The organism is Pseudomonas aylmerensis (genome assembly GCF_001702265.1).
In the GTDB taxonomy this organism is placed as follows: Bacteria; Pseudomonadota; Gammaproteobacteria; order Pseudomonadales; family Pseudomonadaceae; genus Aquipseudomonas; species Aquipseudomonas aylmerensis.
In genome coordinates this window covers 26,795-49,742 of sequence record NZ_MAUE01000016.1, presented here as the reverse complement: position 1 = coordinate 49,742, position 22,948 = coordinate 26,795, and the positions used below count along the sequence as shown (strand labels likewise).

Here is a 22,948-nt window from a genome sequence, read left to right as displayed (position 1 = left end):
ACGACGAGCCCCGCGCCTACCAGTCATCATTCCAGGCTGGTATTCGGGATTGCTCGCTGATACTGTACAAAAAACCAGTATCGGTAGCCCTCCATGCAGTTGATCGAAAAACTCAGCATCCTCGCCGACGCCGCCAAGTACGACGCCTCCTGCGCGAGCAGCGGCGCGCCCAAGCGCAGCTCGGAGGGCAAGGCGGGGCTGGGTTCCACCGACGGCATGGGCATCTGCCACAGCTATACCCCGGACGGGCGCTGTGTGTCGCTGCTCAAGGTGCTGCTCACCAACTTCTGTCTCTACGACTGCCAATACTGCGTCAACCGCCGTTCCAGCGATGTGCCCCGCGCGCGTTTCAGCCCGGAGGAGATGGTGACCCTGACCCTGGATTTCTACCGGCGCAATTGCGTCAGCGGGCTGTTTCTCAGCTCGGGCATCATCCGTTCGGCCGACTACACCATGGAGCAGCTCGTCCGCGTGGCCAAATTGCTGCGCGAAGAGCATGATTTTCGCGGCTACATCCACCTCAAGACCATCCCCGAGGCAGATCCGGCGCTGATCGCCGAGGCCGGGCGCTACGCCGATCGGCTGAGTGTGAATATCGAGTTGCCCACCGATGCCAGCCTGCAGACGCTGGCGCCGGAGAAACAGATCGGCTCGATCAAGCAGGCCATGCAGACCATCTACACCGGCGAACAGACGGTGCTCAACGAACCGCGCGCCCCGCGTTTTGCCCCGGCCGGGCAGAGCACGCAGATGATCGTCGGCGCCGATGATACCGACGACAGCACCATCCTCCACGGGGCCGAGGCGCTGTACGGCAACTTCAAGCTGCGCCGCGTGTATTACTCGGCTTTCAGCCCGATCCCCAACAGCCCGAAAAGCGTGCCGCTGGCCGCACCGCCATTGATGCGCGAGCACCGCTTGTACCAGGCGGACTTCCTGCTGCGCAGCTACGGCTTCAGTGCCGGTGAGTTGTTCCAGGGCCCCGGTCACCTGGCCCTGGACATCGACCCCAAGTTGGCCTGGGCGCTGGAACATCGCGAGGTGTTCCCGCTGGACCTCAACCGCGCCGAGCCGACGCTCATCGCCCGTATCCCTGGCATTGGCCTGCGCACCACCCAACGCCTGGTCGACCTGCGGCGTGAGCGCAAGATCCGCTTCGAAGACCTGGCGCGCATGCGCTGCGTGCTGGCCAAGGCCAAGCCGTTTTTCATCACCAGCGATTACCACCCGCAGCAGGCCGACAGCACCAGCGTGCTGCTGCGCGAACAATTGCGCGACCGCCCGCAGCCGCAACAGATGGGGCTGTGGGGATGATCAGCCTCGAATGCGACAACCTCTTCAGCACCTGGCGCGAGCAGGCGCGCTGGTTGCTCAGCCATCAGGTCGACCCCAGCCAGGTGAGCTGGGGCGAGGCCGAGGTGGCGGACCTGTTTGCCACCGACGAGCCGATTCCGGCGGGGCTTGGTCCGTTCCAGGCGCGGATTCCCAAGGCACTCCTGGAGTTGCTCGAATCGGCTGCCTGTTACCACGGCGATCAGCGCTGGAGCCTGTTGTATGAGGTGTTATGGCGCGTCAGCCATGGCGACCGCACCGCGATGCTGGCGGGGGACAAGCTCGGTAGCGAGCTGCAGCGGCGAATCAAGCAGGTGAGTCGCGAGGCCCATCACTTGCACGCGTTTGTGCGCTTTATCGCCGTGCCAGCAGAGGCGGGGCCGGAGTTGCCGGAGTACGTCGCCTGGCATGAGCCGGCCCATGACATCCTGAAAAGCGCGAGCCAGCATTTTATCGGGCGTATGGGACGCCATCGCTGGATGATCGCCACGCCGCTGGATGGGGTGTATTACGACGGCGAACAGTTGATTCATCAGCGCGAGTGCCCCGAGGCCTGGCAGCAACTGGCGCAGAATATCGAAGACCCGCACAGTGCCATGTGGTTGACCTACTACAGCCACATCTTCAACCCGGCGCGCTTGAACCCCAAGGTCATGGAAGGCCACTTGCCCAGCCGGTTCTGGAAGAACCTGCCGGAGGGCAAGTTGATCCCGGGATTGATCAGCGAAGCGCGCACGGGCAAGCAGAAGGATGGGCAGGCAAAGCTGATTGGAGCCCGACCCGGAAAGAGAATTGCCAATCCGATCAATGGCGGCGCTGGCTTGCCGGCGATGGCGGCGGGCCAGTTGGATCAACGTTGACGGGTGCACCGCTATCGCAGGCAAGCCAGCTCCCACATTGGGTTGTATTCCAAGGTTGGAACCGAGTTGTATCGCCCGCTCGGATATTGGCAAGCCCCCAGTCCCCAGCCCGAACAGTGATCAAAACTGTGGGAGCGGGCTTGCTCGCGAAAGCGGTGTGTCAGTCGCCGAAAATGGTGGCTGATCTACCGCCTTCGCGAGCAAGCCCGCTCCCACCTTTAGTTGTGTTCCAAGGTTGGAACCGAGTTGTATCGCACGCTCGGATATTGGCAAGCCCCCAATCCCCAGCCCGAACAGCGATCAAAACTGTGGGAGCGGGCTTGCCCGCGAAAGCGGTGTATCAGTCGATGAAGAGGGTGGCTGATCTACCGCCTTCGCGAGCAAGCCCGCTCCCACCTTTAGTTGTATTCCAAGGTCAGAACCGGGTTGTGTCGCCAGCTCGGATGTAGCCCCAATCCCCAGCCCGAACAGTGATCAAAACTGTGGGAGCGGGCTTGCCCGCGAAAGCGGTGTATCAGTCGCTGAAGAAGGTGGCTGATCTACCGCCTTCGCGAGCAAGCCCGCTCCCACCTTTGGTTGTATTCCAAGGTTGGAACCGGGTTGTATCACCAGCTCGGATATTGGCATGCCCCCAATTCCCAGCCCGAACAGTGATCAAAACTGTGGGAGCGGGCTTGCCCGCGAAGGCGGTGTATCAGTCGCTGAAGAAGGTGGCTGATCTACCGCCTTCGCGAGCAAGCCCGCTCCCACCTTTGGTTGTATTCCAAGTTTGAAACCGGGTTGTGTCGCCAGCTCGGATATTGGCATGCCCCCAATCCCCAGCCCAAACAGTGATCAAAACTGTGGGAGCGGGCTTGCTCGCGAAAGCGGTGTATCAGTCGCTGAAGAGGGTGGGTGATCTACCGCTTTCGCGAGCAAGCCCGCTCCCACATTGGGTTGTATTCCAGGGTCAGAACCGAGTTGTATCGCCCGCTCGGATATTGGTCGGCACCCAATCCCACACACACACATACGGGATCTTCATGGTCCTGGCAGGTGGGGCCTCAGGTCAGTTCGGTGGCGGTGTTCTTGACCACCGCCAACTCCGGGTGCGCGACCAGCTTGTCGATGTGCAATTCATCATTGTTCAACCAGGTCTCGGTCAGCACCCGGTAGTGTTCCATGTCGCGGCAGCGCATGCGCAGGCTGTAGTCGAACGGCCCGCTGATCAACTGGCATTCGAACACCTGCGGACAGGCCTTGATGCAAGCTTCGAAGGCCTTTTGCGCCGAGCGGCCACTCTGGTTGGACAAGGCCACCAGCACCAGCAGCGACAGCCCCGGTGAGACCATCTGCACATCGATGATCGCCCCATACCCACGGATCACCCCGCGTCGCTCCAGCTTGCGCACCCGTTCCAGGCAGGGCCTGGGCGTGAGGTGCACCAGCGACGAGAGCTTTTCGTAGGTGATACGCCCCTGATGGCGCAGTACGTCGATGATTGCCTCGTCGATGCGGTCCAGCGCAGGGGAAGAATGGGGTCCGTTGGCCTTGGTATCCATGGGTTTCACTTCAAACGGTTGGAAAGAAATTGCTGCAAGCGCTCGCTGCTGGGGTGGTCGAGAATCTCGGCGCCGCCTTGTTCCTCGACCCGGCCCTGGTGCAAAAACAACACTTGGCTGGACACCTGGCGGGCAAAGCCCATCTCGTGGGTGACCATCAGCATGGTACGACCTTCCTCGGCCAACGTCTGTATGACTTTGAGGACTTCTCCTACAAGTTCCGGGTCGAGTGCCGACGTCGGCTCATCGAACAGAATGATTTCCGGCTCCATCGCCAATGCGCGTGCGATAGCCACGCGCTGCTGCTGGCCACCGGACAGGAACGCCGGGTATTGATCCGCCACACGGCCGGGCAGACCGACCTTGTCGAGGTACATGCGTGCACGTTTTTCCGCGTCGGCGGCACTCACGCCAAGTACCCGGCGCGGCGCCATGGTGATGTTTTCCAGCACGGTCATGTGGCTCCACAGGTTGAAGTGCTGGAACACCATGGCCAGGCGCGTGCGCAGATTCTGCAGTTGCTCCTGGTGCGGCGCGCGGGTGCCGGCGCGGCCCTGGCGCATTTCGATGCTGATGCCGTCCAGGGTGATCACCCCGGCATCGGGTTGTTCGAGAAAGTTGATGCAGCGCAGCATCGTGCTCTTGCCCGAGCCACTGGCGCCGATCAGGCTGATCACATCGCCGTTGCGTGCGTTGAGGGACACGCCCTTGAGCACTTCGTGTTCGCCGTAGCGTTTATGGATGCCTTCGACTTGCAGCTTGACGGCCGCCGTTGCAGTTTTGCTGACGGGTATGTCGACCGGATAAGTGGCCAGGGCCTGCGCGGACTGATTCATGGGTTAGCCTCGGGTAGGAACAAGAAAACGCATCCAGCGACGTTCGGCCAGTCGGAACAGGCCCACCAGTGCAAAGGACAGCAGCATGTAGAGCAGGGCGGCGATGCCGAAGGCCTGGAACGTCAGGAACGTCTCGGCGTTGGCATCGCGGGCCACCTTGAGGATGTCGGCGACGGTGGCGGTAAACGCCAGCGACGTGGCGTGCAGCATCAGGATCATTTCGTTGCTGTAGGCTGGCAACGCACGGCGCAAGGCGGCGGGGACCACCACAAACAGGTTGAGACGCCAGCCGTGCAGGCCGTAGGCGCGTGCGGCTTCGATTTCGCCATGGGGAATGTTGCGGATCGCGCCGGCGAAGATTTCCACGGTGTAGGCGCAGGTATTCAGCACGAACGCCAGCAAGGTGCAGTTGAGTGCGTTGCGGAAAAACTGGTTGAGCAGGGCGTTGTCCTGCACCACCTCCAGGCTGTACAGCCCGGTGTAGCAAATCAGCAGTTGGATATACAGCGGCGTGCCGCGAAACAGGTAGGTATAGACCTCCACCGGCCAGCGCAGCCAGAAGTGCTCCGAGACGCGCGCGAGTGCCAGCGGGATCGACAGGACGAAGCCAAACACCACTGAGATAATGAACAGCCACAGGGTCATGGCGACGCCGGACAGCCCCGCGCCATCGCTGAACAGATAGGCCAGGCCGTATTGCTGGAACAGTTCGATCATCGCGCCATCCCCTTGATGCCGAGGTTGTAGCGCCGCTCAAGGCGCTTGAAGATGCGGTTGGACAGGGTGGTGATCACCAGGTACACGAGGCCGGCGAGGATCAGGAAATACAGCGGCTCGTTGGTGGTCTTGCCAGCGTTTTGCGCGGCCTTGACCAGGTCTGACAGGCCGATGATCGACACCAGCGCGGTGGACTTGAGCAGCACCAGCCAGTTATTGCCCAGGCCCGGCAGGGCAAAGCGCATCAGTTGCGGGAACAGCACCAGGTGAAAGCGCTGCCAGCGGCTCAGGCCGTAGGCGGTGGCCGCTTCGAGTTGGCCGACCGGCACGCTGAGGATCGCACCGCGAAAGTTCTCGGTGAAATACGCGCCGTAGATAAAGCCCAGGGTGATCACCCCGGCGGTGAATGGGTCGATTTCAAAGTAATCCCAGCCGAACACTTCGCTGAGGTCGTTGAGCCACAGTTGCAGGCTGTAGAAGATCAGCAGGATCAGCACCAGGTCCGGCACGCTGCGGATCAGCGTGGTGTAAAGCGTGGCCGGCACCCTTAGCCATTTGGCGCTGGAGAGTTTGGCGCCAGCCGCGATCAGGCCGAGGGAGAGGCTCAGGGCCAGCGCGAGGAACGCCAGCTTGAGTGTCATCCAGGCGCCCTGGGCCAGCATCGGGCCGTAGCCTTGCAGGTTGAGGAATTCGTTCATGGGAGAGTCTCTAAAGGGCGCAGACGACCCGTGTAGCAGCCGGCTGATGGGGGAGGGGCTTGCCCCCGATAGCAGTGGGTCAGTCCATACCAGTGTCGACTGACACGCCGTCATCGGCGGTAAACCCCCTTGCGCACAAGCCAGGTCCTACAGGGGTGAGGCGTTGGCATCACTCGTTGTAGATGTCCTGGTCGCCGAAGTACTTCTTCTGGATCTTGGCGTAGGTGCCATCGGCCTGGACGGCGGCGATGCCTTTGTTGATCAGCTCGCGCAACGCCTGGTCGTTCTTGCGCAGGCCCATGGCGATGTCCAGCGGCAGGGTCGGGTCCTTGAAGGCCGGGCCGGTCTTGAAGTCGGCGCCTTCAGGCTTGGACAGGAAGTTGAGCTGGGCTTCGAGCTTGTCGGTCAGGGTGGCATCGAGGCGGCCGTTCTGCAGGTCGGCGTAGTTTTGCTCCTGGGACTGGTACGCCTTGATCTGCGCACCCAGCTTGGCCAGGTGCGCGCGGGCATAGGCTTCCTGCAGCGAGCCTTGCAGCACACCGACCTGCTTGCCTTTGAGGGATTGCGGGGTGTCGCCAAAGTCGGCGTTTTTGCGGGTGATCACCGACGTTGGGCTGAGGAACAGCCGGTCGCTGAAGTCGATGACTTTCTCGCGTGCCGGGGTCACGGCCATGGACGACATGATGGCGTCGAATTTGCGCGCGCGCAGGGCCGGGATCATGCCGTCGAATTCGTTGTGCACCCAGGTGCATTTGACCTCGAGCTTGGCGCAGATGGCGTTGCCCAATTCGATATCGAAGCCTTGCAGGCTGCCATCGGCGGCCACGGATTCGAAGGGGGGATACTCGGGGAATACGCCGAAGCGGATTTCTTGCCAATCCTGGGCGTGGGCAGCGGTTGCACACAGTGGCAACAGCAATGCAGCGAAAAGTGATCGCAGTGGAGTCATGTGTATTCCCTATATTTTGTAATTGATGTCAGGGCAGTAAACGGATCAAGCAATGTTTTCCAGGGTGCAGGGCTCTTTTTGGCGAGGGGGCTTGCCCCCCTTGGACTGCGCAGCAGTCCTGAATCCTGTCACCGCGTCTTTTGAGTCGTTCGTGTTGCATGTACGGGGCAGCTTCAAAGCCCGTCGCGGGCAACCCCGCTCGGCACAGAGAATGCTTCATAGTGGTGCGTTTTTTGTGTCGTTTGGTTGGGGGTTAAAGCGCAAATTGCGCTGTTAAAACTGCCAATGCAGCGGAATCGGCTGCCGCACCCGCTGAATCGGCTTTTGACCCCCTCAATTCTGGCCTGCCCCCGGCGCAAAGCGGCAGGCCAGAGCGGTCTCAGGCGCGCTTTTTCTGCTGTACGCGGGGTTGCTGGGCCAGGCGCGCAAACAGGTCTTTCGGGTCGGCGAGGTCCGGTACCAGTTCCAGTTCGCTGCCCACGTCCAGCGCCTTGGCCACGTCCAGGACGTAGCGCAGGGCCGAGTAGTCTTCGATGGCAAAACCGACCGAATCGAACAGGGTTACCTGGCGCGCATTCTCGCGGCCGGGCTGTTGGCCGTTGATCACCTGCCACAGCTCGGTCACCGGCGAATCTTCCGGCATGTGCTGGATTTCACCTTCGATACGACTTTGCGGTTCGTACTCGACGATCACGCGGGCGCGCTCGACGATACGTCGGTCCAGCTCGGTCTTGCCCGGGCAGTCGCCGCCCACGGCGTTGAGGTGCATGCCGGGTTCGATCATGTCATCGGTGAGGATGGTGGCGTAGGCCTTGTCGGCAGTGACGGTGGTGACGATGTCCGCACCCTTGACCGCTTCCGCCACGCTGCCGGCGAGGATCACTTTGATTGCCGGGAAGGCCTTGAGGTTGGCCGCCAGCTTGGCGGTGGCCTTGGGGTCGATATCGAACAGGCGGATTTCGTTGATGCCGAGCATGGCGTGGAAGGCCAGGGCCTGGAACTCACTTTGCGAGCCATTGCCGATCAACGCCATGCTGCGGCTGTTGTCGCGGGCCAGGTAGCGGGCGACCAGCGCCGACGTCGCGGCGGTACGGATTGCCGTGGTCAGGGTCATCTCCGCCAGCAGCACCGGCTTGCCGGTGTCGACGTCACCCAGGGCGCCGAAGGCCATGACGGTGAGCATTCCGGCCAGGGTGTTCTTCGGGTGGCCGTTGACGTACTTGAAGGCATACAGCGAGGCGTCCGAGACCGGCATCAGCTCGATCACACCGTCCGGTGAGTGGTTGGCCAGGCGCGCGCACTTCTCGAAATCCTGCCAGCGCAGGTAGTCGGCGCGGATGTACTCGGCCATCTCGGTGATGCAGGTTTGCAGGCCTTTTTGCGAGACCAGGTAGCTGAGATCGTTGACGTCGATATAACGGGTCATGGCAAGACTCCTTATTGAAATGAGGGACGGGCCGGCAGATGCACTTCGGCCAGCATGCAGCGGGCACTGCCGCCGCCGATGCGTTCGATGTTGTCGATGTTCACCACCACCGGCCGGGTGTGGCGTTCCACGTGCGCACGCTGGGCCGGTTGCAGGGCACCCCAGGCGCTGGCCGACATCACCAGCAGCGGCTGGCCGTCGCGGTCGTGGACTTCAAGCATGTTGCCGGCGAAGGCTTCGAGCTGGTCGAAGTCGAGGGCGAGGATGTCTTTGCCGGTGTCACGCAGGGAGCGTTCCAGGGCCTGGCGCTCGTCGGCATGGGGCAGGGCTTGCAGGCACACCACCGAGAGGTCGCGGCCGACGCTCATCATCACGTTGCTGTGGTAGATCGGCGCGTGGTGGCGGTCGACGGCGTGGAACACGCACAGTTGGTAGTCGAGGCGTTCGGCGAACTGGCGCAGGGCGTCGTGATGGGTGCGCCCGGAGTGGCAGGCGTAGCTGATGCGATGCTGGCGGTCGAGCACCATGCTGCCGGTGCCTTCGAGGAAGATGTTCTGTTGTTCGAGGTGACTCAGGTCGATGGTGTGCTTGATCGCAAAGCGCTGTTCCAGCACTTGCAGCACGCCTTTGTTGCGCTCCAGTCGTCGGTTCTGGCCTTCCATCGGGTACAGCACCAGGCTGCCGTCGGCGTGGCTGCTCCACCAGTTGTTGGGGAAAATCGAATCGGGAGTGTGGGGCGCCGGCGTGTCCTGCACCACCAGGACTTCCACGCCATGCTGGCGCAGGGTGTCGACATAGCCGTCGAACTCTTCCAGCGCTTTGTGCTGTGCACTGAGCGGGTCAAGGGGCGGGCGCTGGAAACGGTTGTTGATCGCGGTGTCCGGGTTGAAGGCAAAGCGCGCCGGGCGAATCATCAGGACGGTGTTGGTGGTTTGCATGGGTGCACGGATCCATGGGGTTGAGCAGTGGCGCTATTTTGTCGCTTGTGCGGGATGAATCCCGGCTGAAACGCAGGGGTGGCTCAGCCGGGAAAGCTGAAAAGGTGGGTAAGGCAGCCGAATCGGCTGTAAGGGTTGGAGCAGGGGCGAAAGGTGGGAGCGAGCTTGCTCGCGAATCGGGTCTGTCAGCACTGGATTGGCTGACTGACACTGCGCATTCGCGAGCAAGCCCGCTCCCACATTGGTATGGTGGCGTCTGCCAAACCGCCGCAGCAAGGAGCAATTATGTCGACCGCTGTCCGTACTGCCCAACCCGCCGATGCCGAGGGAATCAGCCAGGTCATCCTGGCGGCCTTGCACAGCAGCAATGCGCGGGATTACCCCGCGGATGTGATTGCCCGGGTAGCGGCTAACTTCACCCCCGATGCAGTGCTGGCATTGCTGACGCGCCGGGTGGTGCTGGTGGCGGTGCAGGAACAGGTGATTGTCGCCACGGCCGCCCTGGACGCCAATGTGGTGCGCTCGGTGTTCGTCAATCCGGCGCTGCAAGGGCAGGGCATTGGCCGGCTGTTGATGATTGAAATCGAAGTGCGCGCCCGCGAGGCCGGGGTGACGGTGTTGAGTGTGCCGTCTTCGCTGACCGCCGAACCGTTCTATACCAAGCTGGGGTTTCAAACGGTCCGCGATGTTTACCACGGCAACGAGCGCACCTTGGTGATGGAGAAGACGCTGTTGTCGCGCCATCCCATCGGGCTTTATCGCGACCGCCAGCACCGGGCGCAGGTGGTGGCGTTGTGGCAGGAGGCATTCGGGTATGACACCGCGCACAACCTGCCAACCCTGGCCATTGATAAGAAGCTGGCCGTCAACGATGGGCTGTTTTTCGTGGCAACGGACAAGAAGGTGGTGATCGGCACGATTCTGGCCGGCTATGACGGCCATCGCGGCTGGCTGTATTCGGTGGCCGTGCACGCTGACTATCGGCGTCATGGCCTGGGTTCCTCGCTGGTGCGCTATGCCGAGCAGGCATTGACGGCCCTGGGCTGCATGAAGATCAATCTGCAGGTCACCAGTGGCAACGAGGCGGTGGCGGGGTTCTACGAGGCGTTGGGGTATGGGGTGGAGGCGAGGATCAGCATGGGCAAGAAGATTGCCGCGAACATCCCCAAGAGCGGGGCATAAACCGGTAGGAGCCGGCTTGCCGGCGATGAGGCCCTTGAATCCAATGCAGTATTCAGGGTAGCCATCGCCGGCAAGCCGGCTCCTACAGGGTCGTGTGGCTTAGCCGGGTGTGGGCTGTCAGACCTTGACGATCCAGCCCGCAGGGGCTTCGATGTCGCCGGTTTGCACGCCGGTCAGCTCTTTGTAGAGCTGCTGGGTGATCGGGCCAACTTCGGTTTCGCTGTGGAACACGTGCAGCTTGCCGTTGTACTGGATGCCGCCGATTGGCGAGATCACGGCGGCAGTGCCGCAGGCGCCGGCTTCCTTGAAGTCCGCCAGTTTGTCGATGAACACTTCGCCCTCGATCACTTCCAGGCCCAGGCGGGTCTTGGCCAGTTCGATCAACGACAGGCGGGTGATGCCTGGCAGTACCGAAGGCGACTTCGGCGTGATGAACTTGTTGTCGTGGGTGATCCCGAAGAAGTTCGCCGAGCCGACTTCCTCGATCTTCGAGTGGGTCATCGGGTCCAGGTAGATCGCGTCGGCGAAACCGGATTTCTTCGCTTCGGAACCCGGCATCAGGCTGGCGGCGTAGTTGCCACCGACCTTGGCGGCACCTGTGCCCTGTGGCGCAGCGCGGTCGAAGGTGGAGATCTGGAAGTTGTGCGGCACCAGGCCGCCCTTGAAGTAGGCGCCGACCGGGATCGCGAACACCGAGAAGATGAACTCCGGCGCGGTACGCACGCCGATGTTGTCACCGGTGCCGATCACGAACGGGCGCAGGTACAGCGCGCCGCCACTGCCGTACGGCGGGATGAAGCGCTCGTTGGCCTTGACCACTTGTTTGCAGGCTTCAATGAAGTCTTCGGTCGACACATGTGGCATCAGCAGGCGGGCGCAGCTGCGTTGCATGCGGGCGGCGTTCTGGTCCGGGCGGAACAGGTTGATCGAGCCGTCCTTGCAACGGTAGGCCTTGAGGCCTTCGAAGCACTGCTGGCCATAGTGCAGGGCGGTGGAGCCCTCGCTGATGTGCAGCACGTTGTCGTCGGTCAGGGTGCCTTTTTGCCACTCACCGTCTTTCCAGACCTGGAGAAACCGTTTGTCGGTCTTGATGTAGTCAAAACCCAGCTTGTCCCAATTGATGCTTTCGTTACCCATGACACCCTCTATCTCTGGTCAACCGCCTGGTCGAAGGCAGGCTTGTCGGTTTTTTTCTGGATGGGCGCAACAATACTTCATTCTTGGCCGGTGTGGGAGCGGGTGGGCGGGCCATTCAGCAGCTGTATTGGCAGATTCACCGCTATCGCAGGCAAGCCAGCGCCCCCATTTGCAATGCATTTTACCTGTGGGAGCAGGCTTGCCTGCGATGGCCTCACCGCGGTTGTTAAAGGTGCAGCGCGTGGCCCAGGGCCCTTAAAGCGGCTTCCTGCACGGCTTCGCCGAGCGTCGGATGGGCGTGGATGGTGCCGGCCACGTCTTCCAGGCGCGCGCCCATTTCCAGGCTCAGGCCGAAGGCGGTGGACAGCTCGGACACGCCGACGCCCACGGCCTGCCAGCCGACGATCAGGTGATTGTCACGCCGCGCCACCACCCGCACGAAGCCGGTTTTCGACTCCAGGGTCATGGCCCGGCCATTCGCCGCGAACGGGAAACTCGACACGATGCAATCCAGTCCGGCCGCCTTGGCCTCGTCCGGGGTCTTGCCGACCACCACCAGCTCGGGGTCGGTGAAACACACAGCCGGGATGGCGGCCGGGTTGAATTCGCGGGACTTGCCGCTGATCAGTTCGGCGACCATTTCACCCTGGGCCATGGCGCGGTGCGCGAGCATCGGTTCGCCGCTGAGGTCGCCGATCGCCCACACATTGCGCATGCTGGTCTGGCAACGGCTGTCGATCTTGATCGCGGCGCCGTTCATTTCCAGGTTCAGTGCCTCGAGGTTCCAGCCCTGGGTGTTGGGTCTGCGACCCACGGCAACCAGTACCTGATCGGCGTCCAGCGACACGGTGTCGCCATTCGGATCACGGACCTGCAGGCTATTGTTGTCGAACCCGGTGACGCTGTGCTTGAGGTACAGCTTCACGCCCAGGTGCTTGAGGGATTCAGCCACCGGCTGGGTCAGTTCGGCGTCGTAGGCGGGCAGGATGCGGTCCTGGGCTTCGACGACGCTGACTTGCGCGCCAAGCTTGCGATAGGCAATCCCCAGTTCCAGGCCGATATAACCGCCACCGACCACGATCAGGCGCTTGGGCACGCGAGTTGGCGCCAGTGCTTCGGTGGAGGAAATGATCGGCCCGCCAATCGGCAACATCGGCAGGTTGACGCTTTTCGAACCGGTGGCCAGCAGCAGGTGCTCACACTGGATGCGCTGGTCGCCGACGTCGACGGTCTTGCCGTCCACCACTTTGGCCCAGCCGTGGATCACCTGCACCTTGTGCTTCTTCAGCAGCGCGGCAACGCCGGTGGTCAGGCGGTCGACGATGCCATCTTTCCATTCCACGCTCTTGCGGATGTCCAGGGTTGGCACGTCCACTTCGATGCCCAGTTGCGAGCCCTGGCTGTGGTGGATGGTTTGCTGGAACTGTTCGGCCACATGGATCAGGGCCTTGGACGGGATGCAGCCGATGTTCAGGCAGGTGCCGCCCAGCGCCTGGCCTTCCACCAGGATGGTCGGGATGCCCAGCTGGCCAGCCCGGATCGCTGCCACATAACCGCCAGGTCCGCCGCCGATGATCAGCAGCGTGGTATTCAATGTCTGAGTCATGCCCTTACTCCAGGAACAGGCTGGCGGGTTGTTCGAGCAGGCCACGGATGGCCTGGATGAATTGCGCCGCGTCCATGCCATCGACCACGCGGTGATCGAAGGAGCTGGAGAGGTTCATCATCTTGCGCACCACGATCTGGCCCTTGATCACCATCGGTCGCTCAACGATACGGTTGACGCCGACGATGGCCACTTCGGGCAAGTTCAGCACCGGGGTGCTGACGATGCCGCCGAGCGCACCCAGGCTGGTCAGGGTAATGGTCGATCCCGACAATTCATCGCGGCTGGCCTTGCCAGTGCGTGCGGCCGTGGCCAGGCGTGCGATTTCCTCGGCGTTGCCCCACAGGCTGCGGGCTTCGGCGTGTCGCACCACCGGTACCATCAGGCCGACGTCGCTCTGGGTGGCGACACCCACATGCACCGCGCCGAGCCGGGTGATGACCTGGGCTTCGTCGTCATAGCGCGCGTTGATCTGCGGGAAGTCGCGCAACGCCACGACCATCGCCCGCACGATAAACGGCAGCAGGGTCAGCTTGCCGCGGGTGGCGCCATGCTTCTCGTTGAGGTGCACGCGCAGCTCGTCGAGGGCGGTGACGTCGATCTCTTCCACGTAGCTGAAATGCGCGGCGCGCCGGGTAGCATCCTGCATGCGCTGGGCGATCTTGCGGCGCATGCCGATCACCGGGATCTGTTCTTCGCTGGTGCGTTCGGCGTAGGGGTTGGCAGCGCTGTGATTGTGCGCCGGGCGCTGCTGCAAGTAAGCTTCCAGGTCTTCGTGCAGAATGCGCCCCGCCGGGCCGGAGCCCTGGACCAGGCGCAGCTGGATCCCGGCATCCAGCGCATGCTTGCGCACGGCGGGGGAGGCCAGCGGGCGTTCGTCGGCTTCACGCGCCACCGGCGCCTGGGCCTTGATGACTGCCGGTGCCGGCTTGCTTTCAACCGGCGCCGGTTTGGCTTCGACCACCGCAGCGGCTTGCACCGGTTCACTTACCGCAGGCGCTTCCTTGGCGTTACCGGCGCCTTCGACTTCAATACTGATCAAGATACTGCCCACGGCCATGACTTCACCCGGCTCGCCGCCGAGGGCAATCACCTTGCCGTGCACCGGCGAGGGAATGTCCACCATCGCCTTGTCGGTCATTACATCTGCCAGCACCTGGTCTTCGACGACCATGTCGCCGACCTTCACGTGCCATACCGACAGTTCAACTTCCGCGATGCCTTCGCCAATGTCCGGCATCTTGATAACGTGCGTGCCCATTCAGACCTCCATGACCCGTTTCAACGCCGCGCCCACTCGGGACGGCCCTGGGAAATACGCCCACTCCTGCGCGTGCGGGTAGGGGGTGTCCCAACCGGTGACGCGTTCGATCGGCGCTTCCAGGTGATGGAAGCAATGCTCCTGCACCAGCGACACCAACTCGGCACCAAAGCCGCAGGTGCGGGTGGCTTCATGCACCACCACGCAACGGCCGGTCTTTTTCACCGACTTGACGATGGTTTCCAGGTCCAGTGGCCACAGGCTGCGCAGGTCGATGACTTCGGCATCGATACCGGTTTCCTCGGCGGCGACTTGCGACACATACACCGTGGTGCCGTAGGTCAGCACCGTGACGGCCGAGCCCGGACGCACGATGGCGGCCACGTCCAGCGGCACGGTGTAGTAACCGTCCGGCACTTGCGCTTGCGGGTGCTTGGACCACGGCGTCACCGGGCGGTCGTGGTGGCCGTCGAACGGGCCGTTGTACAGGCGCTTGGGCTCGAGGAAGATCACCGGATCATCGTTTTCGATCGAGGCGATCAGCAGGCCCTTGGCGTCATACGGGTTGGACGGCATCACGGTGCGCAGGCCGCAGACCTGGGTGAAGACCGCTTCGATACTCTGGCTGTGGGTCTGGCCGCCGTAGATGCCGCCGCCGCAAGGCATGCGCATGGTCAGCGGCGCAGTGAACTGGCCGGCCGAGCGATAACGCAGGCGCGCGGCTTCGGAGATGATCTGGTCGGTCGCCGGGTAGACGTAGTCGGCGAACTGGATTTCTGCCACCGGACGCAGGCCATAGGCGCCCATGCCCACGGCCACGCCGATAATGCCGCTTTCGGAGATGGGCGCGTCGAACACCCGCGAACTGCCGTACTTGGTCTGCAAGCCTTCGGTGCAACGGAATACGCCGCCGAAGTAACCGACGTCCTGGCCGAATACCACCACATTGTCGTCACGCTCAAGCATCACATCCATGGCCGAGCGCAGGGCCTGGATCATGGTCATGGTGGTGGTGGTCATGGCGGTTTCCAATTCGATGCTGTTGTTGTGATCGTTCATGTCAGATCCCCAACTCTTGACGCTGGCGCTTCAAGTGCTCCGGCATCTCTTTATAGACGTCTTCGAACATGGTCGCGGCGCTTGGAATCTGGCCACCGGCCAGGGTGCCGTACTGTTCGGCTTCTTTCTGGGCCGCAATCACTTCGGCTTCCAGTTCAGCGCTGACCGCCGCGTGCTCCTCTTCGGACCACTGGCCAATCTTGATCAGGTGCTGCTTGAGACGGGCAATCGGGTCGCCCAGCGGGAAGTGACTCCAGTCGTCGGCAGGCCGGTATTTGGACGGATCATCGGAGGTTGAGTGCGGACCGGCGCGGTAGGTGACCCATTCGATCAGGGTCGGGCCGAGGTTGCGGCGCGCACGCTCGGCAGCCCAGGCGGAGGCGGCGTACACCGCGATGAAATCGTTGCCGTCGACCCGCAGGGAAGCGATGCCGCAGCCCACGCCGCGTCCGGCGAAGGTGGTGGCTTCACCGCCGGCGATAGCCTGGAAGGTGGAGATTGCCCATTGGTTGTTGACCACGTTGAGGATCACCGGCGCGCGGTAGACGTGGGCGAAGGTGAGGGCGGTGTGGAAGTCCGATTCGGCCGTGGCGCCGTCGCCGATCCAGGCGGAGGCGATCTTGGTATCGCCCTTGATCGCCGAGGCCATGCCCCAGCCCACACCTTGCACGAATTGGGTGGCGAGGTTGCCGGAAATGGTGAAGAAACCCGCGTCCTTGACCGAGTACATGATCGGCAACTGGCGGCCCTTGAGCGGGTCGCGCTCGTTGGACAGCAGTTGGCAGATCAGGTCCACCAGCGGCACGTCGCGGGCCATCAGGATGCTTTGCTGGCGGTAGGTGGGGAAGCACATATCGTCGATGTTCAAGGCCAGGGCCTGGGCGCTGCCGATGGCTTCTTCGCCAAGGCTTTGCATGTAGAACGACATTTTTTTCTGACGCTGGGCGACGACCATGCGGTTGTCGAAGATGCGCGTCTTGAGCATCGCGCGCATGCCTTTGCGCAGGATCTCCACCGGCACACCTTCGGCCCACGGGCCCAGGGCCTGGCCCTGGTCGTCGAGGACGCGGATCAGGCCCTTGGCCAGGTCGGCGGTGTCGGCGGGTTCTACGTCGATGGCGGGTTTGCGCACCAGGCCGGCGTCGGTCAGGCGCAGGTAGGTAAAGTCGGTCTTGCAGCCGGGGCGGCCTGAGGGTTCAGGCACGTGCAGGCGCAGTGGTTCGTACTGCTGGGTCATGGCTTTCTACGCTCTATCTTGTGAATTTCTTGTAGTGGGCGCGCTAGCTGACAGTCAGTCTTCGGGTAGAAGAAATCTTGTCCTACAACAATCATAGGCGTGGCGTAGAAGAATTTTTATCTGTGTTTCATTGCGCTCGGGATCATTTGCGGATAAAAAAACTGCATAAACATAATAAACAGGTGATTTTGTCTCATGCGCAAACTGGACCGTACCGATATCGGCATTCTCAACGCCCTGCAAGAGAATGCGCGGATCACCAACGCCGACCTCGCCCGCTCGGTCAACCTGTCACCGACGCCGTGTTTCAACCGGGTCAAGGCGATGGAGGAACTTGGGCTGATTCGTGATCAGGTCACGCTGCTCGATGCCGACCTGCTGGGGCTGCACGTCAACGTGTTCATCCATGTGAGCCTGGAAAAGCAGAACGAACTGGCGTTGCAGCAGTTCGAGGGGGCGATTTCCGACCGTCCCGAGGTGATGGAGTGCTACCTGATGGCCGGCGACCCGGACTACCTGATCCGCGTGCTGGTGCCGACGATCCAGTCGCTGGAGCGCTTCATGATGGATTTCCTGACCAAGGTGCCGGGCGTGGCCAACATCCGCTCCAGCTTTGCGCTCAAGCAAGTGCGCTACAAAACCGCGCTGCCGCTGCCGGCCAATGGCATCAGCCTGGGCAATTGATTGACACCGCTCTCACAGATCCAAACACAGCCCAACATGTGGAACCTGGCTTGCCTGCGAAAGCGGTGGGCCAGCCAGCTTATCTGCATCTGATACACCGCCATCGCAGGCAAGCCAGCTCCCACACGGGATCGATGTTTTTACAGTGGGTTGAGGGCGATCTTCAGGTACGTCACGCCATTCTCCTCAGCCGGCAATAACCTCGACATCCCTAACCCTGACACAACCGAGGACAAATGTGGGAGCTGGCTTGCCGCGAAAGCGGTGGGCCAGCCAGCTTATCTGCACCTGATACACCGCCTTCGCGAGCAAGCCCGCTCCCACAGGGGATTGGGGGTGAGGCCTAGGTCCCCGGGTGCATGGAGATCGAATGTGGGAGCTGGCTTGCCTGCGAAAGCGCTGGGCCAGCCAGCTTATCTGCACCTGATACACCGCCATCGCAGGCAAACCAGCTCCCACACGGGATCAATGTTTTTACAGTTGGTTGAGGGGGATCTTCAGGTACGTCACGCCATTCTCCTCAGCTGGCCACAGCGTCGACATCCCCACCCCTGACACAGCCGAGGACAAATGTGGGAGCTGGCTTGCCTGCGAAAGCGGTGGGCCAGCCAGCTTATCTGCACCTGATACACCGCCTTCGCGAGCAAGCCCGCTCCTACAGGGGATTGGGGGTGAGGCCTAGGTCCCCGGGTGCATGGAGATCGAATGTGGGAGCTGGCTTGCCTGCGAAAGCGCTGGGCCAGCCAGCTTATCTGCACCTGATACACCGCCATCGCAGGCAAGCCAGCTTGCTCCCACTCGGGATCGATGTTTTTACAGTTGGTTGAGGGGGATCTTCAGGTACGTCACGCCATTCTCCTCAGCCGGCGGCAGATTGCCCGCGCGCACGTTCACCTGGATCGCCGGCAGCAGCAATGTCGGCATCCCCAGCCCGGCATCGCGCGTGGTGCGCATCTCGACAAACGCATTCTCATCGACCCCGTCATGCACATGAATATTGCCCGCGCGCTGCTCGGCCACGGTCGTCAGGCACTTGGCCTCGCGGCCCTCGGGCGGATAGTCATGGCACACATACAGCTGGGTCTGCGGGGGAAACGCCAAGAGCTTGCGCATCGACGCATACAACTGCCGCGCATCGCCGCCGGGGAAGTCGCAGCGCGCCGTGCCCACGTCCGGCATGAACAACGTGTCGCCCACCAGGATCAACCGGTCGTCGATCAGGTAAGCCATGTCCGCCGGCGTATGTCCCGGCACGTGCAGCGCCTGGGCCTTGAGGTTACCGATATGAAACACCTCGTCCGGCGCAAACAGGTGGTCGAACTGCGAGCCGTCCACGCGAAACTCCGGCTCCAGGTTGAACAGGTGCTTGAAGACGCCCTGCACCTTGCTGATGGACGCGCCGATGGCAATCTTGCCGCCCAGGAGGCGGCGCAGGTACGGCGCCGCGGACAGGTGATCGGCATGCGCGTGGGTTTCGAGCAGCCATTGCACGTGCAGGTCGTGCTCGCGGACGAAGGCGATGACCTTGTCGGCCTGGGCCGTGTCGGTGCGCCCCGAAGCCGGGTCGTAGTTGAGCACCGAGTCAACGATGGCGCAGGGGCCACCGTCGGTTTCATGCACGACGTAGGTGTAGGTCGACGATGCCTCGTCCAGAAAGGCTTGAATCAACGCTGGCATGGCGGCGGTCCCTGGTGAAGAAAAAAGTGGTTACAATCAGTTTACAATTACACATAATGTTTTGAGCTTAAGTGACAGAAAGGACCCGAGGCAAATGGAATCTACTCTGAGTGAGGGCGAAGTCGCCCAGTTGCGCGCATCGGCGTCCAAGGCCTGTTCCTTGCTCAAGGCGCTGGCCAACGAAGACCGTTTGTTGATCCTCTGCCAGCTGACCCAGGGCGAGCGCAACGTCGGCGAGCTGGAAACCATGACCGGCGTGCGCCAACCGACGCTGTCACAACAGTTGGGCATCTTGCGCGATGAGGGGTTGGTCGCCACCCGTCGGGAAGGCAAATACATCTTCTACGGGCTGGCCAGCCACGAAGTGATCCAAGTGATGAAGACCTTGTCCGGGCTGTACTGCGGCGCGGTCATGAAAAGCTGGGCGTGACGCCATCCGGCAGCGACCCTTGTGTGCATGTATAAGAAAGGCGATCGACCATGAATGACCAACACTGGGGCCCTACCATCAGTGGCGATATCGTAGTCATCGGCGGCGGTTCGGCAGGCATCGGCCTGCTGGCCAGCCTGCTCAAGCGCGACCCCCACCTGAACATCACCCTGATCGAACCCAGCGACCACCATTGCTACCAGCCGGCCTGGACGTTGGTGGGCGGTGGTGCCTATGACCTGGAAAAGACCCGCCGCCCGCTGGCCGATGTGCTGCCCAATGGCGTGACCTGGGTGCAGGCTGCGGTCACCGAGCTGTTGCCCGACGAACAGACCCTGATACTCGACAACGGCCAGCGTGTGACTTGGCAAAACCTCATCGTCTGCCCCGGCCTGCGCCTGGCCTGGGAGACGATCGAGGGGCTGCAGGACACGCTGGGCCGCAATGGCGTGACCTCCAACTACAGCTATCAGTACGCGGCCTACACCTGGCAGTTGGTGCAGCAATTGAAGGGCGGCAAGGCGATCTTTACCCAGCCGGCCATGCCGATCAAATGCGCGGGCGCACCGCAGAAGGCCCTGTACCTGTCCTGCGACCATTGGCTCAAGCAAGGCCATCTGAACAATATCGACGTCGAATTCAACCTCGCCGGCGCGGCGCTGTTTGGGGTCGCGACCTTCGTGCCGCCGCTGATGAAATACGTGGAGAAGTACAACGCCCGCCTGGCATTCAATGCCAACCTGGTGAAAGTCGACGGCCCGGCCCGCAAGGCCTGGTTCGACGTGAAGGATGCCGAGGGCAACGTCACCGTGGTCGAGAAAACCTTCGACCTGCTGCACGTGGTGCCACCCCAGGTCGCGCCGGAGTTTATCCACCAGAGCGCACTGGCCGACGCCGCCGGTTGGTGCGAAGTGAATCCCCATAGCCTGCAACACCTGCGCTACCCGCACATCTTCGGGCTGGGCGATGTGTGCGGCACCACCAACGCCAAGACCGCTGCCGCGGTGCGCAAGCAAATCGTGGTGGTCGCCGAAAACCTGCTGGCCCTGCGCAAACAGGCGCCATTGCCGCTCAAATACGACGGCTACGGCTCCTGCCCGCTGACGGTGGAGAGGGGCAAGGTGGTGCTGGCCGAGTTCGGTTACGGCGGCAAGCTGTTGCCGACCTTTCCCCTCGACCCGACCCGCGCGCGGCGTTCGATGTGGTTCCTCAAGGCGACGTTGCTGCCGTGGTTCTACTGGAACGGCATGCTCAAGGGGCGCGAGTGGCTGACCCGCTTGAGCAAGGTGGACTGAATGCTGCTGGCGAGTGTTTTAGGCATCTTGATGGGCCTGGTCATGGGCTTGACCGGCGCGGGCGGCGGCATCCTTGGCGTGCCGGCGTTGGTGCTCGGGTTGGGCCTGAGCATGACCCAGGCCGCGCCCGTGTCCTTGCTGGCGGTGGGCGCAGCGGCGGCGGTGGGCGCGATTGACGGCCTGCGCCATGGCCTGGTGCGGTACCGTGCCGCGCTGTTGATCGCCTTGCTCGGCGCGCTGTTCTCGCCGCTGGGGGTGTTCCTTGCCCACCAGATGCCGGAAGCCCTGCTGATGGACCTGTTCAGCGCGCTGATGGTGCTGGTGGCCTGGCGCATGTTGCAGCGCGAAAAGGTCGAAGCCGGGCCGAGTGACCATGGCGCCGCGTCCTGGGGCCAGAAGAACTGCATGCTCGACCAGCAGACCGGGCGCCTGGCCTGGACCGCCAAGTGCAGCGCGACACTCGCCGCCCTTGGTGCGGTCACGGGCGCCGTGTCCGGCCTGCTCGGGGTCGGCGGTGGCTTCCTGATCGTGCCGGCGTTCAAGCAACTCACCGATGTGCAGATGCGCGGCATCGTCGCCACTTCGCTGATGGTGATCAGCCTGATCTCGCTGATCGGCGTGGTCGGCGCGTTCCACGCCGGTGTGCGTATCGAGCCGATGGGCTGGGTGTTCATCGCCACGAGCATTGTCGGCATGTTGATCGGCCGGCGCCTGTGCTCGGTGATCCCCGCGCGGACCCTGCAGGTCGGGTTTGCCAGCCTGTGCGTGCTGGTGGCGGCCGGCATGTTGGTCAAGGCGGCGGTCTGATGTGAAACGCCTGCGACGCCACGCCAATTCATCCCATCGCATCCCCCCACCCAGTACCCAAGTAGCATAGGTCCCACCCCCGGGCCTTCGTACACTCATGCTTCAGAGGGGGAACCAGCGATGCACAACAGTGAAGGCGTAGTCAGTGCCATGTCCCAGGCCGCCGATGCCGGGCAGGCGGCCGAGGAGTTGGCGCGGCAACTGCTGCATCCGTACCTGGGGTTCGTGCTGTTTTTCTGTTCCGCTTCCTACGACCTCCAGGCACTCGGCCAGGCCCTGCAACAGTGCTTTGGCAGTGTGCGTGTGGTGGGTTGCACCAGTGCCGGCGAGATCACGCCCCAAGGTTATGGCCGCAATTGCATCACGGCGGTGGGGTTCAATCACGCGCATTTCTCCATTGCCACCGAACTCATCGACCAGGTTGAACACTTCAGCCTGATCAACGCCCAGGACATGGTCGAGCGGCTGGTCGGCGGCTGTCGCAGCAATACCCTGGCGCCGATCAAAGGCAATACCTTCGCCCTGACCTTGCTCGATGGCCTGTCCAGCCGTGAAGAAATGGTGCTCGCCGCCCTCAGCGCGGCGCTCGGCGACATCCCGCACTTCGGCGGTTCGGCCGGCGATGACAACTTCCTCACCGACACCCACGTGTACTTCAACGGCGCTTTCCACAGCGGCGCGGCGGTGGTGGTGCTGGTCAACACCTGGCTGGACTTCGAGGTCTTCACCACCCACCACATCCTGCCGCGCACCGAGAAGCTGGTGGTGACCGGCGCCGACAGCCCGTCACGTCGCGTGTTCGAGCTCAACGCCGAACCCGCCGCCGAGGAGTATGCGCGGCACATCGGCGTGGCCGTGGCCGACCTCGACCACCGCCTCTTCGCCGCCCACCCCCTCGCGGTGCGCATCCACGACCAGTACTACGTGCGCGCGATCCAGCAAGTGCACGCCGACCTGAGCCTGAGTTTCTACTGCGCGGTGGAAAACGGCATCGTCCTCACCGTGATGAAGCCCGGGCCGATCCTGCCGAACCTGCAAGGCCTGTTCGATGGCCTGCACGCGCGCCTCGGCGACCTGCTGCTGACCATCGGCTGCGACTGCTTCCTGCGCCGCCTGGAGCTGGAAGACACCGGCACCCTGGAACAGATCGGTGGCTTGCTGCGTGACCAGCGGGTGATGGGGTTCAACACCTACGGAGAACAGTTCAATGGCATGCACATCAACCAGACCTTCACCGGGGTCGCCATTGCCCGTGGCCGGCGCTGAGCTGCTCGCC

21 protein-coding genes are annotated in these 22,948 nt (G+C 62.7%); 8 read left to right on the top strand and 13 right to left on the bottom strand.

Translation table 11 applies throughout. The features are described from left to right. The first annotated feature begins 93 nt into the window (after window positions 1-93). Entirely contained in the window at window positions 94-1,314 is a 1,221-nt protein-coding gene (locus BBG20_RS12960) for a putative DNA modification/repair radical SAM protein (protein WP_065903995.1), read from the top strand. After that, window positions 1,311-2,192 carry a TIGR03915 family putative DNA repair protein gene (locus tag BBG20_RS12955; protein WP_065903994.1) on the top strand — a complete coding sequence of 294 codons (882 nt, stop codon included), beginning with the start codon at window positions 1,311-1,313 and terminating at the stop codon, window positions 2,190-2,192. Before BBG20_RS12960 ends, BBG20_RS12955 begins: the two co-directional genes overlap by 4 nt. A 1,043-nt stretch (window positions 2,193-3,235) precedes the next feature. Here BBG20_RS12955 and BBG20_RS12950 read toward each other — a convergent pair. From BBG20_RS12950 to ctlX, 7 genes are all read right to left on the bottom strand, one after another. Beyond that, window positions 3,236-3,733 (bottom strand): Lrp/AsnC family transcriptional regulator, encoded by a 498-nt coding sequence (locus BBG20_RS12950; RefSeq protein WP_065903991.1) that lies wholly within the window; start codon window positions 3,731-3,733, stop codon window positions 3,236-3,238. Window positions 3,734-3,738: 5 nt separating this feature from the next. Continuing rightward, window positions 3,739-4,569, bottom strand: coding sequence for an ABC transporter ATP-binding protein (locus BBG20_RS12945; protein WP_065903988.1), 831 nt, complete (start codon window positions 4,567-4,569; stop codon window positions 3,739-3,741). A gap of 3 nt (window positions 4,570-4,572) precedes the next feature. Further along, window positions 4,573-5,286, bottom strand: coding sequence for an ABC transporter permease (locus BBG20_RS12940; protein WP_065903984.1), 714 nt, complete (start codon window positions 5,284-5,286; stop codon window positions 4,573-4,575). Beyond that, entirely contained in the window at window positions 5,283-5,984 is a 702-nt protein-coding gene (locus BBG20_RS12935; protein ID WP_065903981.1) for an ABC transporter permease, read from the bottom strand. The genes BBG20_RS12940 and BBG20_RS12935 overlap by 4 nt, the downstream gene beginning before the upstream one ends. Window positions 5,985-6,153: 169 nt before the next feature. Further along, window positions 6,154-6,933 (bottom strand): ABC transporter substrate-binding protein, encoded by a 780-nt coding sequence (locus BBG20_RS12930; RefSeq protein ID WP_065903979.1) that lies wholly within the window; start codon window positions 6,931-6,933, stop codon window positions 6,154-6,156. A 379-nt stretch (window positions 6,934-7,312) separates the two neighbouring features. After that, entirely contained in the window at window positions 7,313-8,359 is a 1,047-nt protein-coding gene (locus tag BBG20_RS12925) for an ornithine cyclodeaminase (RefSeq protein WP_065903976.1), read from the bottom strand. Between the two features lie 11 nt (window positions 8,360-8,370). Further along, a complete protein-coding gene (gene ctlX / locus BBG20_RS12920; RefSeq protein ID WP_065903973.1) occupies window positions 8,371-9,297 on the bottom strand; it encodes a citrulline utilization hydrolase CtlX in 927 nt (308 codons plus the stop codon). A 285-nt stretch (window positions 9,298-9,582) separates the two neighbouring features. On the opposite strand from ctlX, the gene BBG20_RS31790 reads away from it, so the two are divergent. Further along, window positions 9,583-10,479: a GNAT family acetyltransferase gene (locus tag BBG20_RS31790; RefSeq protein ID WP_083221379.1), complete on the top strand. Its 897-nt coding sequence runs from the start codon at window positions 9,583-9,585 to the stop codon at window positions 10,477-10,479. Between the two features lie 117 nt (window positions 10,480-10,596). Here the strand turns inward: BBG20_RS31790 and BBG20_RS12910 are convergent, their stop codons facing one another. The 5 genes from BBG20_RS12910 to BBG20_RS12890 form a co-directional block, all read right to left on the bottom strand. Next, window positions 10,597-11,616 carry a branched-chain amino acid aminotransferase gene (locus tag BBG20_RS12910; protein WP_065903971.1) on the bottom strand — a complete coding sequence of 340 codons (1,020 nt, stop codon included), beginning with the start codon at window positions 11,614-11,616 and terminating at the stop codon, window positions 10,597-10,599. A gap of 226 nt (window positions 11,617-11,842) precedes the next feature. After that, window positions 11,843-13,222: a dihydrolipoyl dehydrogenase gene (gene lpdA / locus BBG20_RS12905; RefSeq protein WP_065903968.1), complete on the bottom strand. Its 1,380-nt coding sequence runs from the start codon at window positions 13,220-13,222 to the stop codon at window positions 11,843-11,845. Window positions 13,223-13,226: 4 nt separating this feature from the next. Then, window positions 13,227-14,483, bottom strand: coding sequence for a dihydrolipoamide acetyltransferase family protein (locus BBG20_RS12900; protein WP_065903965.1), 1,257 nt, complete (start codon window positions 14,481-14,483; stop codon window positions 13,227-13,229). Further along, window positions 14,484-15,542, bottom strand: a complete 1,059-nt coding sequence (locus BBG20_RS12895; RefSeq protein ID WP_065903963.1) for an alpha-ketoacid dehydrogenase subunit beta — start codon at window positions 15,540-15,542, stop codon at window positions 14,484-14,486. A gap of 1 nt (window position 15,543) precedes the next feature. Then, window positions 15,544-16,779 (bottom strand): 3-methyl-2-oxobutanoate dehydrogenase (2-methylpropanoyl-transferring) subunit alpha, encoded by a 1,236-nt coding sequence (locus BBG20_RS12890; RefSeq protein ID WP_065903960.1) that lies wholly within the window; start codon window positions 16,777-16,779, stop codon window positions 15,544-15,546. Between the two features lie 195 nt (window positions 16,780-16,974). On the opposite strand from BBG20_RS12890, the gene bkdR reads away from it, so the two are divergent. Then, window positions 16,975-17,463 (top strand): Bkd operon transcriptional regulator BkdR, encoded by a 489-nt coding sequence (bkdR, locus tag BBG20_RS12885; RefSeq protein ID WP_056861361.1) that lies wholly within the window; start codon window positions 16,975-16,977, stop codon window positions 17,461-17,463. Window positions 17,464-18,276: 813 nt separating this feature from the next. Here bkdR and BBG20_RS12880 read toward each other — a convergent pair. Continuing rightward, on the bottom strand, window positions 18,277-19,140 hold the full coding sequence (locus tag BBG20_RS12880; protein ID WP_065903957.1) for an MBL fold metallo-hydrolase: 864 nt from the start codon (window positions 19,138-19,140) through the stop codon (window positions 18,277-18,279). Between the two features lie 94 nt (window positions 19,141-19,234). Between BBG20_RS12880 and BBG20_RS12875 the strand changes: the two genes are divergently transcribed. The 4 genes from BBG20_RS12875 (at window position 19,235) to nosP (ending at window position 22,938) form a co-directional block, all read left to right on the top strand. Next, window positions 19,235-19,570, top strand: a complete 336-nt coding sequence (locus BBG20_RS12875) for an ArsR/SmtB family transcription factor (RefSeq protein ID WP_053256978.1) — start codon at window positions 19,235-19,237, stop codon at window positions 19,568-19,570. A gap of 50 nt (window positions 19,571-19,620) precedes the next feature. Beyond that, window positions 19,621-20,865, top strand: a complete 1,245-nt coding sequence (locus BBG20_RS12870) for an NAD(P)/FAD-dependent oxidoreductase (RefSeq protein ID WP_065903955.1) — start codon at window positions 19,621-19,623, stop codon at window positions 20,863-20,865. Continuing rightward, complete coding sequence (locus tag BBG20_RS12865; protein WP_065903952.1) at window positions 20,866-21,672, top strand: sulfite exporter TauE/SafE family protein; 807 nt, start codon at window positions 20,866-20,868, stop codon at window positions 21,670-21,672. Between the two features lie 120 nt (window positions 21,673-21,792). Beyond that, window positions 21,793-22,938 carry a nitric oxide-sensing protein NosP gene (gene nosP / locus BBG20_RS12860; protein WP_065903949.1) on the top strand — a complete coding sequence of 382 codons (1,146 nt, stop codon included), beginning with the start codon at window positions 21,793-21,795 and terminating at the stop codon, window positions 22,936-22,938. The last annotated feature ends 10 nt before the right edge of the window (window positions 22,939-22,948 follow it).

Bases quoted from the DNA above. Each gene is read 5' to 3' on its own strand.
- BBG20_RS12910 (WP_065903971.1), bottom strand. From the start codon at position 11,616: ATGGGTAACGAAAGCATCAATTGGGACAAGCTGGGTTTTGACTACATC.
- BBG20_RS12955 (WP_065903994.1), top strand. From the start codon at position 1,311: ATGATCAGCCTCGAATGCGACAACCTCTTCAGCACCTGGCGCGAGCAG.
- BBG20_RS12925 (WP_065903976.1), bottom strand. From the start codon at position 8,359: ATGACCCGTTATATCGACGTCAACGATCTCAGCTACCTGGTCTCGCAA.
- BBG20_RS12870 (WP_065903955.1), top strand. From the start codon at position 19,621: ATGAATGACCAACACTGGGGCCCTACCATCAGTGGCGATATCGTAGTC.
- BBG20_RS12880 (WP_065903957.1), bottom strand. From the start codon at position 19,140: ATGCCAGCGTTGATTCAAGCCTTTCTGGACGAGGCATCGTCGACCTAC.
- BBG20_RS12930 (WP_065903979.1), bottom strand. From the start codon at position 6,933: ATGACTCCACTGCGATCACTTTTCGCTGCATTGCTGTTGCCACTGTGT.
- BBG20_RS12900 (WP_065903965.1), bottom strand. From the start codon at position 14,483: ATGGGCACGCACGTTATCAAGATGCCGGACATTGGCGAAGGCATCGCG.
- bkdR (WP_056861361.1), top strand. From the start codon at position 16,975: ATGCGCAAACTGGACCGTACCGATATCGGCATTCTCAACGCCCTGCAA.
- nosP (WP_065903949.1), top strand. From the start codon at position 21,793: ATGCACAACAGTGAAGGCGTAGTCAGTGCCATGTCCCAGGCCGCCGAT.
- BBG20_RS12875 (WP_053256978.1), top strand. From the start codon at position 19,235: ATGGAATCTACTCTGAGTGAGGGCGAAGTCGCCCAGTTGCGCGCATCG.
- BBG20_RS12950 (WP_065903991.1), bottom strand. From the start codon at position 3,733: ATGGATACCAAGGCCAACGGACCCCATTCTTCCCCTGCGCTGGACCGC.
- BBG20_RS12940 (WP_065903984.1), bottom strand. From the start codon at position 5,286: ATGATCGAACTGTTCCAGCAATACGGCCTGGCCTATCTGTTCAGCGAT.
- BBG20_RS12895 (WP_065903963.1), bottom strand. From the start codon at position 15,542: ATGAACGATCACAACAACAGCATCGAATTGGAAACCGCCATGACCACC.
- BBG20_RS12865 (WP_065903952.1), top strand. From the start codon at position 20,866: ATGCTGCTGGCGAGTGTTTTAGGCATCTTGATGGGCCTGGTCATGGGC.
- BBG20_RS12960 (WP_065903995.1), top strand. From the start codon at position 94: ATGCAGTTGATCGAAAAACTCAGCATCCTCGCCGACGCCGCCAAGTAC.
- BBG20_RS12945 (WP_065903988.1), bottom strand. From the start codon at position 4,569: ATGAATCAGTCCGCGCAGGCCCTGGCCACTTATCCGGTCGACATACCC.
- ctlX (WP_065903973.1), bottom strand. From the start codon at position 9,297: ATGCAAACCACCAACACCGTCCTGATGATTCGCCCGGCGCGCTTTGCC.
- BBG20_RS12935 (WP_065903981.1), bottom strand. From the start codon at position 5,984: ATGAACGAATTCCTCAACCTGCAAGGCTACGGCCCGATGCTGGCCCAG.
- BBG20_RS31790 (WP_083221379.1), top strand. From the start codon at position 9,583: ATGTCGACCGCTGTCCGTACTGCCCAACCCGCCGATGCCGAGGGAATC.
- BBG20_RS12890 (WP_065903960.1), bottom strand. From the start codon at position 16,779: ATGACCCAGCAGTACGAACCACTGCGCCTGCACGTGCCTGAACCCTCA.
- lpdA (WP_065903968.1), bottom strand. From the start codon at position 13,222: ATGACTCAGACATTGAATACCACGCTGCTGATCATCGGCGGCGGACCT.